Source organism: Klebsiella terrigena (genome assembly GCF_012029655.1).
GTDB lineage: Bacteria > Pseudomonadota > Gammaproteobacteria > Enterobacterales > Enterobacteriaceae > Klebsiella > Klebsiella terrigena.
In genome coordinates, this window is the sequence record NZ_CP050508.1 from 5,441,294 (window position 1) to 5,454,256 (window position 12,963).

The following is a 12,963-nucleotide window of genomic DNA, read 5'->3' on the forward strand; positions in this document are numbered from 1 at the left end:
GCTTTGGCGTTGTAAGGTTAAGCCTCACGGTTCATTAGTATCGGTTAGCTCAACGTATCGCTACGCTTACACACCCGACCTATCAACGTCGTAGTCTTCAACGTTCCTTCAGGACTCTCAAGGAGTCAGGGAGAACTCATCTCGGGGCAAGTTTCGTGCTTAGATGCTTTCAGCACTTATCTTTTCCGCATTTAGCTACCGGGCAATGCCATTGGCATGACAACCCGAACACCAGTGATGCGTCCACTCCGGTCCTCTCGTACTAGGAGCAGCCCCCCTCAATTCTCCAGCGCCCACGGCAGATAGGGACCGAACTGTCTCACGACGTTCTAAACCCAGCTCGCGTACCACTTTAAACGGCGAACAGCCGTACCCTTGGGACCTACTTCAGCCCCAGGATGTGATGAGCCGACATCGAGGTGCCAAACACCGCCGTCGATATGAACTCTTGGGCGGTATCAGCCTGTTATCCCCGGAGTACCTTTTATCCGTTGAGCGATGGCCCTTCCATTCAGAACCACCGGATCACTATGACCTGCTTTCGCACCTGCTCGCGCCGTCACGCTCGCAGTCAAGCTAGCTTATGCCATTGCACTAACCTCCTGATGTCCGACCAGGATTAGCTAACCTTCGTGCTCCTCCGTTACTCTTTGGGAGGAGACCGCCCCAGTCAAACTACCCACCAGACACTGTCCGCAACCCGGATCACGGGTCTACGTTAGAACATCAAACATTAAAGGGTGGTATTTCAAGGTTGGCTCCACGCAGACTGGCGTCCACGCTTCAAAGCCTCCCACCTATCCTACACATCAAGGCTCAATGTTCAGTGTCAAGCTATAGTAAAGGTTCACGGGGTCTTTCCGTCTTGCCGCGGGTACACTGCATCTTCACAGCGAGTTCAATTTCACTGAGTCTCGGGTGGAGACAGCCTGGCCATCATTACGCCATTCGTGCAGGTCGGAACTTACCCGACAAGGAATTTCGCTACCTTAGGACCGTTATAGTTACGGCCGCCGTTTACCGGGGCTTCGATCAAGAGCTTCTCCTTACGGATAACCCCATCAATTAACCTTCCGGCACCGGGCAGGCGTCACACCGTATACGTCCACTTTCGTGTTTGCACAGTGCTGTGTTTTTAATAAACAGTTGCAGCCAGCTGGTATCTTCGACTGATTTCAGCTCCGTGAGCAAGTCACTTCACTTACCATCAGCGTGCCTTCTCCCGAAGTTACGGCACCATTTTGCCTAGTTCCTTCACCCGAGTTCTCTCAAGCGCCTTGGTATTCTCTACCTGACCACCTGTGTCGGTTTGGGGTACGATTTGATGTTACCTGATGCTTAGAGGCTTTTCCTGGAAGCAGGGCATTTGTTACTTCAGCACCGTAGTGCCTCGTCATCACACCTCAGCGTTAACAAGAGTCCGGATTTACCTAAACTCTCCGCCTACATGCTTAAACCGGGACAACCGTCGCCCGGCTAACATAGCCTTCTCCGTCCCCCCTTCGCAGTAACACCGAGTACAGGAATATTAACCTGTTTCCCATCGACTACGCCTTTCGGCCTCGCCTTAGGGGTCGACTCACCCTGCCCCGATTAACGTTGGACAGGAACCCTTGGTCTTCCGGCGAGCGGGCTTTTCACCCGCTTTATCGTTACTTATGTCAGCATTCGCACTTCTGATACCTCCAGCAACCCTCACAGGCCACCTTCAACGGCTTACAGAACGCTCCCCTACCCAACAACGCCTAAGCGTCGCTGCCGCAGCTTCGGTGCATGGTTTAGCCCCGTTACATCTTCCGCGCAGGCCGACTCGACCAGTGAGCTATTACGCTTTCTTTAAATGATGGCTGCTTCTAAGCCAACATCCTGGCTGTCTGTGCCTTCCCACATCGTTTCCCACTTAACCATGACTTTGGGACCTTAGCTGGCGGTCTGGGTTGTTTCCCTCTTCACGACGGACGTTAGCACCCGCCGTGTGTCTCCCGTGATAACATTCTTCGGTATTCGTAGTTTGCATCGGGTTGGTAAGTCGGGATGACCCCCTAGCCGAAACAGTGCTCTACCCCCGAAGATGAATTCACGAGGCGCTACCTAAATAGCTTTCGGGGAGAACCAGCTATCTCCCGGTTTGATTGGCCTTTCACCCCCAGCCACAAGTCATCCGCTAATTTTTCAACATTAGTCGGTTCGGTCCTCCAGTTAGTGTTACCCAACCTTCAACCTGCCCATGGCTAGATCACCGGGTTTCGGGTCTATACCCTGCAACTTAACGCCCAGTTAAGACTCGGTTTCCCTGCGGCTCCCCTATACGGTTAACCTTGCTACAGAATATAAGTCGCTGACCCATTATACAAAAGGTACGCAGTCACCCCATAAAAGAGGCTCCCACTGCTTGTACGTACACGGTTTCAGGTTCTGTTTCACTCCCCTCGCCGGGGTTCTTTTCGCCTTTCCCTCACGGTACTGGTTCACTATCGGTCAGTCAGGAGTATTTAGCCTTGGAGGATGGTCCCCCCATATTCAGACAGGATACCACGTGTCCCGCCCTACTCTTCGAACTCACAGAATGTGCATTTTAGTGTACGGGAGTATCACCCTGTACCCTGCGACTTTCCAGACGCTTCCACTAACACACAAACTGATTCAGGTTCTGGGCTGTTCCCCGTTCGCTCGCCGCTACTGGGGGAATCTCGGTTGATTTCTTTTCCTCGGGGTACTTAGATGTTTCAGTTCCCCCGGTTCGCTTCGTTAAGCTATGTATTCACTTAACGATAGTGTGTCGAAACACACTGGGTTTCCCCATTCGGAAATCGCCGGTTATAACGGTTCATATCACCTTACCGACGCTTATCGCAGATTAGCACGTCCTTCATCGCCTCTGACTGCCAGGGCATCCACCGTGTACGCTTAGTCGCTTAACCTCACAACCCGAAGCTGTTTCGTAAAACAGGTCGTGTTGTGAAAATTTGAGAGACTCGAACACACCGTTTTTCCTTTCTTATTACGGAGAAAGGAAACAGTGTGTCGTTTCAATTTTCAGCTTGATCCAGATTTTTAAAGAGCAAATATCTCAAACATAACTCACTGAGTTAGTTTTGAGATATGGGGGTCGGCGACTTTCACTCACAAACCAGCAAGTGGCGTCCCCTAGGGGATTCGAACCCCTGTTACCGCCGTGAAAGGGCGGTGTCCTGGGCCTCTAGACGAAGGGGACACTGAAGTCTCAATCGCAAGACGCCTTGCTATTTACTTTTCATCAGACAATCTGTGTGAGCACTACAAAGGCAGGTTCTTTTAGGTAAGGAGGTGATCCAACCGCAGGTTCCCCTACGGTTACCTTGTTACGACTTCACCCCAGTCATGAATCACAAAGTGGTAAGCGCCCTCCCGAAGGTTAAGCTACCTACTTCTTTTGCAACCCACTCCCATGGTGTGACGGGCGGTGTGTACAAGGCCCGGGAACGTATTCACCGTGGCATTCTGATCCACGATTACTAGCGATTCCGACTTCACGGAGTCGAGTTGCAGACTCCGATCCGGACTACGACATACTTTATGAGGTCCGCTTGCTCTCGCGAGGTCGCTTCTCTTTGTATATGCCATTGTAGCACGTGTGTAGCCCTACTCGTAAGGGCCATGATGACTTGACGTCATCCCCACCTTCCTCCAGTTTATCACTGGCAGTCTCCTTTGAGTTCCCGGCCGAACCGCTGGCAACAAAGGATAAGGGTTGCGCTCGTTGCGGGACTTAACCCAACATTTCACAACACGAGCTGACGACAGCCATGCAGCACCTGTCTCAGAGTTCCCGAAGGCACCAAAGCATCTCTGCTAAGTTCTCTGGATGTCAAGAGTAGGTAAGGTTCTTCGCGTTGCATCGAATTAAACCACATGCTCCACCGCTTGTGCGGGCCCCCGTCAATTCATTTGAGTTTTAACCTTGCGGCCGTACTCCCCAGGCGGTCGACTTAACGCGTTAGCTCCGGAAGCCACTCCTCAAGGGAACAACCTCCAAGTCGACATCGTTTACAGCGTGGACTACCAGGGTATCTAATCCTGTTTGCTCCCCACGCTTTCGCACCTGAGCGTCAGTCTTTGTCCAGGGGGCCGCCTTCGCCACCGGTATTCCTCCAGATCTCTACGCATTTCACCGCTACACCTGGAATTCTACCCCCCTCTACAAGACTCTAGCCTGCCAGTTTCGGATGCAGTTCCCAGGTTGAGCCCGGGGATTTCACATCCGACTTGACAGACCGCCTGCGTGCGCTTTACGCCCAGTAATTCCGATTAACGCTTGCACCCTCCGTATTACCGCGGCTGCTGGCACGGAGTTAGCCGGTGCTTCTTCTGCGAGTAACGTCAATCGTCAAGGTTATTAACCTTAACGCCTTCCTCCTCGCTGAAAGTACTTTACAACCCGAAGGCCTTCTTCATACACGCGGCATGGCTGCATCAGGCTTGCGCCCATTGTGCAATATTCCCCACTGCTGCCTCCCGTAGGAGTCTGGACCGTGTCTCAGTTCCAGTGTGGCTGGTCATCCTCTCAGACCAGCTAGGGATCGTCGCCTAGGTGAGCCATTACCTCACCTACTAGCTAATCCCATCTGGGCACATCTGATGGCATGAGGCCCGAAGGTCCCCCACTTTGGTCTTGCGACGTTATGCGGTATTAGCTACCGTTTCCAGTAGTTATCCCCCTCCATCAGGCAGTTTCCCAGACATTACTCACCCGTCCGCCGCTCGTCACCCAAAGAGCAAGCTCTTCTGTGCTACCGCTCGACTTGCATGTGTTAGGCCTGCCGCCAGCGTTCAATCTGAGCCATGATCAAACTCTTCAATTTAAGTTTGATGCTCGTGAATTAAACTTCGTAATGAATTACGTATGTTCACTCAGAGACTTGGTATTCATTTTTCGTCCGAGGACGTTAAGAATCCATGTCACTTTGAGTGCCCACACAGATTGTCTGATAAATTGTTAAAGAGCAGTTGCGACGCGCTTTAGCGCTCTGTCGCGAGGTCCCGTATATTACGTTTTCCTCATTCAGAGTCAAGCGTTTATTTTGCTTTTCTCTGTCGGCTTTCGCGGCTGATATTCAGCGCTGGAGCCTTCTGACCCGGCGGCGTGTTGGCCGTTGTTCCGTGTCAGTGGAGGCGCATTATAGGGAGTTCTCTGACGTTGACAAGCCCTGTTTGCAAAAAACTTTTCAACCGCCTCTTTTTTCACCAAAGCGCGCCTAAACTGGCAGTTTTTCCAGCGTTTCAAAGCCGTAGCGCTGTAAAACGGGTAAAAGCTGTTCAGTTTCCGCCGTCAGCGCCATGCAGTATGCCAGGTTTGGATCGCTGGATTTCGCATCCGGCGCTTCATGCTCCAGCAGCCAGACGGTGCGACGGGCGATGGCGGCACCGGAATCAATCATTCGCGTCCCTTCCGGCATCACCTGCTGCAGCTCTTCCTGTAATAGAGGGAAATGGGTGCAGCCCAGCACAACCGTATCAGGCGGTTCGGCCATTCTCAGCCACGGACGAAGAATGCGTCGTAGCTCCTCCAGCGGAACCGGCTCACCGTGCAGCTTCGCTTCCGCCAGCTCAACCAGCTCTGCGGAGCCAAGCATCTCTATCTTGCATTCATTTGCAAAGCGGCTGATCAGCTCGCGCGTATAGGGGCGTTTGACCGTACCGCGCGTCGCCAGCAGGCCAACGACGCCGTTCGCCGTCAAGCGCGCCGCAGGCTTAATCGCCGGAACCACGCCAACAACGGGAAAAGCAAAGCGGTCACGAAGGGCAGGAAGGGAAACGGTACTTGCGGTGTTGCAGGCAATGACGGCCAGTGCCAGCGGATAACGCCGTTGAACCGCGGTGACAATTTCGAGCACGCGCTCAACGATGAACTCTTCGCTCTTCTCCCCGTAAGGAAAAGCTACGTTATCGAAAGCGTAGATGTAATGCAGATTCGGCAGCAGCTGCCGAATCTCATTATAAACCGACAACCCACCGACACCGGAATCAAATACCAGCACGGTGGGGCGTGGATCAGAAGGTGTAGCTGCCAGACAAGGTGTATTCTCGTCCTGCAGTTTGGTAGCCATAAACTGTCTCGTAATCTTTATCGAACAGGTTGGCTATTTTACCACGAACTGTGAGGTGTGAGGTGACTGGATATGATAAACCGACATCCCAGAGGCTAACACCACCCAATTTGACATCATGGGATGTATATGTTGATGAATCATAGGCACTATCATAGCGTTGACCAATATATTGATAGGCAACGTTCCAACCAAGATCGTATACCTTCCCCGTCAATTCATACTTCACCTGCTGTTTCGCACGACGATAAAGAACCTTATCAGTTTCATCATCACGTGGATCAACATATTGCAAAGTCAGGTGGTGATCAACCGGACCGGTTGTAAGATTACCCGTCCACTCCAGACCTTTAATTGTCGCAGACTTCACGTTGTAGTACGCGCTATTGTCGTAGTCGATGAGGTTCTGAATCTCATAGCGATATGCAGACAGGCGCCAGTCAACAGGTCCAGTGAGTCCCTCAAGCCCAGCTTCCCACTGTTTCGACTCTTCCGGTTTCAGGTTTGGGTTTGAAGCAATCCCAAAACGCTCAGCACCAAATTGCTGACCCAACGATGGTGCCAGGAAGCCGGTACCGTAAGATAGCGTTACGCGATAGCCATCAACAAACTCCCATCCAGCTGCGGTTTGCCAGGTTCCGTGCCAACCAAACTGCTCGTCATGATCCTCGCGTCCAGACGCTTCCAGGGTTACGCTGTCAATTTGTTGCTGCCCGGTCAGATAGAGTCCGGTGGTATCACGCTTGTAGATATCTGTGCTGGTTGTGCCGCTAGACTGTAGCTTCTCCTGTTTCCAGTCAACACCGCCGCTTATAGCCCCGTGCCCCACTTCAACATTATTACCCCATTGGATATAACGCTGTTCCATGTCATCCAGACTGGATCCAGGGCCATAGCGACCGACCTGGCCATTGTAGTTGTAATTCTTACTATGCTGATAGTTAGCGATCAGCTGAGACGAGTAAATTCCAGAGTTATAGCGCAGACCCGTATCCCAGGACTGAGTGTAATTCTGGTTTTCATCACCGCCACCCGCATAACCCCCGGAACCTTGATCGTAGTCTGCATTTGCGGAGTAGCCGTAGCCGCGGAAGAAACCAGAGAAATTGTTGTTAAATTTATGCTGTACTCCGCCCCAAAACAGCTTATTGCGATAGCCGTCGCGATCGCTGTCATCGCTGTAGGTTGAATCGGGTTGAACGTTAAACCCCTTGGTTGTCTGGTAAGCGCCTGCAGCTGTAACAACGGTATCACCGAAGCGATGATTGAAGGTACCGTCATACTGCTGGTAGCCGTTTGTCCCCATTCCTGCATTAATCTGCGAACGCTCTGAATCGGTCATCGTAATGATATTCACCACGCCACCAATCGCTCCAGAACCATAAACCGCAGAACGCGGGCCACGAATAAATTCAACTCGCTGGACCAGTGACACTGGAATCTGTCCAATATCAATCGTGTTGGCAATACCTGCCCGTGACATTGGAATGCCATCGATCAACACCAAAACATGCCGCGCTTCGGTACCTCGAACAAATAAAGAGGAGCTCTGCCCCATCCCACCATACTGCGCGATATCCACGCCCGGCAGACGACGCATGACGTCATTTAAATCCTTTGATTGCCAGCGATCGATATCTTCACGCGTTACCACATCGGTCGGTGCAAGGACCGTACTGACCGGCTGTTGAAAACGATTTGCTGTCACTACTAACGTGTCTGAATTGCTGTCTTGCGCCCAGCCGGAAAATGCCGTGACGGAGAGAGCCGTCATCAGCGAAGCTTTTTTAATCATTGTAAAAGCATCCGTAACATATAAAGGATGCCGCGGGTTTCATCAGTAGCACGCGATGATAGAAACCAAATGCGACGTATACCGGCAGGTCTTCGGGCTCGGGGCGTTTTATGGATGAGGACTTCCCACCAGATATCGGCAGTGTCTGCAAATTGCGTTCATCCCACCTTCCTTACCGCTGCGCGTCAGCCCCAGATTTACACTGGGTTCCCTTTTAACTCACAGGACCGGTTACACAATGCTATAATCAGAAACATATAGAAGTCCAGACTTCTATAATTATATTTGATCCCTCATCCGGGCTGGACTTCCCTGATGCTTTCCCTACAATCCCCGCGTACTTATTTTATTCAGGATGCATCATGACCCCCGAACACCTTCCAACCGAACAATATGAAGCGCAGCTGGCAGAGAAAGTCATTCGTTTGCAAAAAATGATGGCACCTTTTGCCGCACCGGTTCCGGAGGTATTTCGTTCGCCGGTCAGCCACTATCGCATGCGCGCAGAGTTCCGCCTGTGGCACGATGGGGACGATCTCTACCACATCATGTTTGACCAGCAGACCAAATCGCGAATTCGCGTCGATAGCTTCCCGGCGGCCAGCGAGCTTATCAATCAGCTGATGGTCGCCATCCTCGACGGCGTGCGCGATAACCCGGTTCTTCGCCATAAGCTGTTCCAGGTCGACTACCTGACGACCATGAGCAACCAGGCCGTGGTAACGCTGCTGTATCACAAAAAACTCGGTGACGAGTGGCGTCAGCAGGCGGAAGCATTGCGCGACGCGCTGCGCGCGCAAAATCTCAACGTGCACCTGATTGGCCGGGCAACCAAAACGAAAATCGAGCTCGATCGGGACTACATCGATGAACGCCTGCCGGTAGCCGGCCGTGAGATGATCTACCGTCAGGTTGAGAACAGCTTCACCCAGCCAAATGCGGCGATGAATATTCAGATGCTGGAGTGGGCGCTGGAGAGTACGCAGGGGGCAACCGGAGATCTGCTGGAGCTATACTGCGGCAACGGCAACTTCTCCCTGGCGCTGGCGCGTAATTTCGATCGCGTGCTGGCCACGGAAATCGCTAAACCTTCCGTCGCCGCGGCGCAGTACAACATTGCGGCCAACCATATCGATAACGTGCAGATTATCCGTATGGCGGCAGAGGAGTTTACTCAGGCAATGAACGGCGTGCGGGAGTTTACTCGCCTGCAGGGTATCGATCTGAAAAGTTACCGCTGTGAGACGATTTTTGTCGATCCGCCGCGCAGCGGGCTGGATAGCGAAACCGAGAAAATGGTGCAGGCGTATCCGCGAATTCTGTACATCTCCTGCAACCCGGAGACGCTCTGTCAGAACCTGGAAACCCTCAGCCAGACCCACGATATTACGCGTCTGGCGCTGTTCGATCAGTTCCCGTACACCCATCATATGGAATGCGGCGTCTTATTAACCCGCAGGTAGGCGATGTTCACAGAACCCGGCCCGCGATGCCTGCCGGGTTCTGACATAAAGCGGTTACTCTGCCGCCGCATCCTTCCGGTTACGCACCCGGTAGCCTATCCAGAATACCGTAATGACCGACAGCACGGCCGGGAAGAAGTTAGAGCCGATGTCCGGATATTCCGCACGCACCACGGTGCTATATAGCAGAACCCCGAGAATGAAACAGGCAGCAGCCAGGCCCGGCAGCCCCACGGGCATACTCCGGTTCTGATAGCGCTGGTGCAGACAGTAGACCGTCAGCAGCAGAGACAGTACCGGGAAAATGGAAAAGGGAACAATCGAGCTGAACAACGCGGCGAAGGTTCCGTTAATCGACAGGCCAGCGATCAGCGCCAGCAGCAGCGTACCTTTATCTTGAACTGAGTGTTTCATTGCTCGTCCTTCACGTTATACGGAATGATTTGATATTTTTTCTTGTTCACGGCGATACCAGTAATACGCGCCTTTCGAGATCATTCTCAGCTGCAGCACCAGCCGTTCTTCCAACTGTCGGCGCTGTTCAGGCCCGACGTCCAGCGCTTCAGCGCCGGCGCTAAATACGATGGTGACCATCGCTTCGGCCTGCGCTTCAGTAAAGGCGCGCGGCATGTGGTTTTCGATTTCTAAATAGTCGGCAAGTTCCGCGATGAAATGCTGAATCTCGCGCGCCACGGCGGCACGAAACGCCGCAGACGTACCGGAGCGTTCGCGCAGCAGCAGGCGAAAAGCGTTCGGGTTATTGCCGATAAACTCCATAAAGGTGGAGACCGAGGTGCGAATCACGCTGCCGCCTTTGGCAATACGCTGGCGCGCCTGGCGCATCAGCTGACGCAGCATCAGCCCGCTCTCATCGACCATGGTCAGACCGAGCTCATCGACATCGCGAAAATGACGATAAAAGGAGGTCGGTGCGATCCCCGCCTCACGCGCAACTTCACGCAGGCTTAAGCTGGCGAAACTCCGTTCGGCGCTAAGTTGGCTAAATGCCGCTTCTACCAGCGAACGCCGGGTTTTCTCTTTTTGTAGCGCTCTTACGCCCATCACGTTGTATGAATCCTTCCAATAGCCCTGCTGGCACTATACCAGAGATAAAACTAATCGGTTTACACTGGTTTGTGAAAGATTGTTTACGAGCCGATCATGCTTTTATGCCGCAAAAAAGCACAACGATAATTGGGTTAAACTGCGGCGAATGTTATCATCGTGTTTATTTTCTGTATAAAACAGGTGAGTAATGCCATGTCGCACTCTTGGGATTATGATGCAATAGTAATTGGTTCCGGCCCCGGCGGCGAAGGCGCTGCGATGGGACTGGTTAAGCAGGGAGCACGCGTTGCCGTTATTGAACGCTACCATAACGTCGGCGGTGGCTGTACCCACTGGGGAACCATCCCGTCGAAAGCGCTCCGCCACGCCGTCAGCCGTATTATCGAGTTTAACCAAAACCCTCTCTACAGCGACCACTCCCGCCTTCTTCGCTCCTCCTTCGCCGACATTCTTAACCATGCCGACAGCGTCATTAACCAGCAGACCCATATGCGTCAGGGGTTCTATGAGCGTAACCACTGCGAAATCCTGCAGGGCAACGCGCACTTCGTTGATGAACATACGCTAGCCCTGGAGTGTCACGACGGCACCGTTGAGACGGTCACTGCAGAAAAATTCGTTATCGCCTGCGGCTCCCGCCCGTATCACCCGACGGATGTCGACTTTTCCCACCCGCGCGTGTACGACAGCGACTCCATCCTCAGCCTTCAGCACGAGCCGCGCCATGTGATCATCTACGGCGCAGGGGTCATCGGCTGCGAATACGCGTCAATCTTCCGCGGTATGGAAGTGAAGGTGGATCTGATCAACACCCGCGATCGGCTGCTGGCGTTCCTCGATCAGGAGATGTCCGACTCCCTCTCCTATCACTTCTGGAACAGCGGCGTGGTGATTCGTCACAACGAAGAGTACGAGAAGATTGAAGCCGTGGATGATGGCGTGATCATGCATCTGAAATCGGGCAAAAAGCTGAAGGCGGACTGCCTGCTGTATGCCAACGGTCGTACCGGCAATACCGACTCCCTGGCGCTGGAAAATATCGGTCTGCAGACCGACAGCCGCGGCCAGCTGAAGGTCAACAGCATGTACCAGACCGCGCTGCCGCATATCTATGCCGTTGGCGACGTCATTGGCTATCCGAGCCTGGCTTCGGCCGCTTACGATCAGGGACGCATCGCCGCGCAGGCGCTGATTAAAGGCGAGGCTTCAGCCCATCTGATTGAAGATATTCCGACCGGCATCTATACCATTCCGGAAATCAGCTCGGTGGGTAAAACCGAACAGCAGCTGACCGCCATGAAGGTCCCTTATGAAGTGGGCCGCGCGCAGTTCAAGCATCTGGCGCGCGCGCAGATCGTCGGGATGAGCGTGGGAACCCTGAAAATCCTGTTCCACAGGGAAACCAAAGAGATCCTGGGTATTCATTGCTTTGGCGAGCGCGCGGCCGAGATTATTCACATCGGCCAGGCGATTATGGAGCAGAAAGGTGGCGGTAACACCATTGAGTACTTCGTCAACACCACCTTTAACTACCCGACGATGGCGGAAGCCTATCGGGTAGCGGCGTTAAATGGCTTAAACCGCCTGTTTTAACGCTTCATCGAAGTGGCCATCCATGGTGCTACGGATGGCCTCCGCCAGATGTTCATAGCGGCTGCGCAGCGGCGAACCGGGGCGATAAACCAGCCCAATGGTGCGTCGCGGCTCAGGCTTAATGCACGGAATGTACACCACGCCATCGCGTCTTCTCTCCTGCGGCACCGCGAGCGCAGGCAGCAGGGTAATTCCGCTCCCGGCAGCAACCATGTTACGCAGCGTTTCAAGACTGGTGGCGCGGAAATGGGTATCTTCATCGGCGCCGGCCTCAAAACAGAAGCCCATCGCCTGATCGCGCAGGCAGTGGCCATCTTCCAGCATCAGCAGCTTTTCCCCGGCTAAATCGGACATCGGCACGCGGTCGCGGTTGGCCCACGGATGATCTTCATAGATAGCCAGCATCATCGGCTCATCAAACAGCGGTACCTCAATAAAGGCTTCGCTCTCTTTAACCAGCGCCAGGATAGCGCAGTCAAGCTTGCCGCTATCCAGCTGGGCCAGCAGCTGATGGGTTTGGGCTTCATGCAGATACATTTCCAGCTTGGGAAAAGTCTGGTGCAGCATCGGGATAATCTGCGGCAGCAGATATGGGCCAATCGTTGGGATCAAGCCAATATGCAGCGGCCCGGACATTGTCTCGCCCTGTTGGCTTGCCATTTCCTTGAGCACTTTTACTTCGCGCAACACCGTACGCGCCTGATCCACCAGCAGCAGCCCCGCCTGGGTAAACAGAACCTTACGGCTGGTACGCTCCAGCAGCATGACCCCAAGCTCATCCTCCAGCTTGCGGATTTGCCCGCTAAGCGTGGGTTGGCTGACGTGGCAAGAGTCCGCCGCGCGCCGGAAGTGGCGGTGCTCGGCTAGCGCAACCAGGTATTCAAGATCGCGAATATTCATTATTCATCCTCCGTCGCCATGATAGTTCATGGCGATAGATAGCATAGCAACGAACGAT

At 53.4% G+C, this 12,963-nt stretch carries 7 protein-coding genes, 1 tRNA gene, 2 rRNA genes and 1 riboswitch; of the genes, 2 read left to right on the plus strand and 8 right to left on the minus strand.

Going from position 1 to position 12,963, the window contains the following annotated elements; translation table 11 throughout:
* Positions 1 to 13: 13 nt before the first annotated feature.
* From HCK03_RS25505 to btuB, 5 genes are all read right to left on the minus strand, one after another.
* Positions 14 to 2,921, minus strand: a 23S ribosomal RNA gene (locus tag HCK03_RS25505).
* Positions 2,922 to 3,138: 217 nt separating this feature from the next.
* A tRNA-Glu gene (locus HCK03_RS25510) sits at positions 3,139 to 3,214 on the minus strand.
* A gap of 85 nt (positions 3,215 to 3,299) precedes the next feature.
* A 16S ribosomal RNA gene (locus HCK03_RS25515) occupies positions 3,300 to 4,841 on the minus strand.
* Together the 16S and 23S rRNA genes with 1 tRNA gene alongside form the textbook arrangement of a ribosomal RNA operon.
* A 393-nt stretch (positions 4,842 to 5,234) precedes the next feature.
* Complete coding sequence (gene murI / locus HCK03_RS25520) at positions 5,235 to 6,086, minus strand: glutamate racemase (RefSeq protein WP_115193828.1); 852 nt, start codon at positions 6,084 to 6,086, stop codon at positions 5,235 to 5,237.
* Positions 6,031 to 7,881 carry a TonB-dependent vitamin B12 receptor BtuB gene (gene btuB / locus HCK03_RS25525; protein ID WP_115193829.1) on the minus strand — a complete coding sequence of 617 codons (1,851 nt, stop codon included), beginning with the start codon at positions 7,879 to 7,881 and terminating at the stop codon, positions 6,031 to 6,033. Before btuB ends, murI begins: the two co-directional genes overlap by 56 nt.
* A 67-nt stretch (positions 7,882 to 7,948) precedes the next feature.
* Positions 7,949 to 8,128, minus strand: a riboswitch (cobalamin riboswitch).
* A 115-nt stretch (positions 8,129 to 8,243) separates the two neighbouring features.
* On the opposite strand from btuB, the gene trmA reads away from it, so the two are divergent.
* Positions 8,244 to 9,344, plus strand: a complete 1,101-nt coding sequence (trmA, locus tag HCK03_RS25530; RefSeq protein ID WP_041143458.1) for a tRNA (uridine(54)-C5)-methyltransferase TrmA — start codon at positions 8,244 to 8,246, stop codon at positions 9,342 to 9,344.
* A gap of 54 nt (positions 9,345 to 9,398) precedes the next feature.
* Here trmA and HCK03_RS25535 read toward each other — a convergent pair whose 3' ends face one another.
* Both HCK03_RS25535 and fabR read right to left on the minus strand, forming a co-directional pair.
* Positions 9,399 to 9,758: a YijD family membrane protein gene (locus HCK03_RS25535; RefSeq protein ID WP_041143457.1), complete on the minus strand. Its 360-nt coding sequence runs from the start codon at positions 9,756 to 9,758 to the stop codon at positions 9,399 to 9,401.
* 15 nt (positions 9,759 to 9,773) lie between these two features.
* Positions 9,774 to 10,409 (minus strand): HTH-type transcriptional repressor FabR, encoded by a 636-nt coding sequence (gene fabR, locus HCK03_RS25540; RefSeq protein ID WP_041143456.1) that lies wholly within the window; start codon positions 10,407 to 10,409, stop codon positions 9,774 to 9,776.
* A gap of 195 nt (positions 10,410 to 10,604) precedes the next feature.
* On the opposite strand from fabR, the gene sthA reads away from it, so the two are divergent.
* Positions 10,605 to 12,005: a Si-specific NAD(P)(+) transhydrogenase gene (sthA, locus tag HCK03_RS25545; protein ID WP_041143455.1), complete on the plus strand. Its 1,401-nt coding sequence runs from the start codon at positions 10,605 to 10,607 to the stop codon at positions 12,003 to 12,005.
* Here the strand turns inward: sthA and oxyR are convergent.
* Positions 11,988 to 12,905: a DNA-binding transcriptional regulator OxyR gene (gene oxyR, locus HCK03_RS25550; RefSeq protein ID WP_041143454.1), complete on the minus strand. Its 918-nt coding sequence runs from the start codon at positions 12,903 to 12,905 to the stop codon at positions 11,988 to 11,990. The genes sthA and oxyR overlap by 18 nt on opposite strands.
* Positions 12,906 to 12,963: the final 58 nt, after the last annotated feature.

Coding starts and splice junctions, on each gene's coding strand:
- murI (WP_115193828.1), bottom strand. CDS start 6,086: ATGGCTACCAAACTGCAGGACGAGAATACACCTTGTCTGGCAGCTACA.
- btuB (WP_115193829.1), bottom strand. CDS start 7,881: ATGATTAAAAAAGCTTCGCTGATGACGGCTCTCTCCGTCACGGCATTT.
- trmA (WP_041143458.1), top strand. CDS start 8,244: ATGACCCCCGAACACCTTCCAACCGAACAATATGAAGCGCAGCTGGCA.
- HCK03_RS25535 (WP_041143457.1), bottom strand. CDS start 9,758: ATGAAACACTCAGTTCAAGATAAAGGTACGCTGCTGCTGGCGCTGATC.
- sthA (WP_041143455.1), top strand. CDS start 10,605: ATGTCGCACTCTTGGGATTATGATGCAATAGTAATTGGTTCCGGCCCC.
- oxyR (WP_041143454.1), bottom strand. CDS start 12,905: ATGAATATTCGCGATCTTGAATACCTGGTTGCGCTAGCCGAGCACCGC.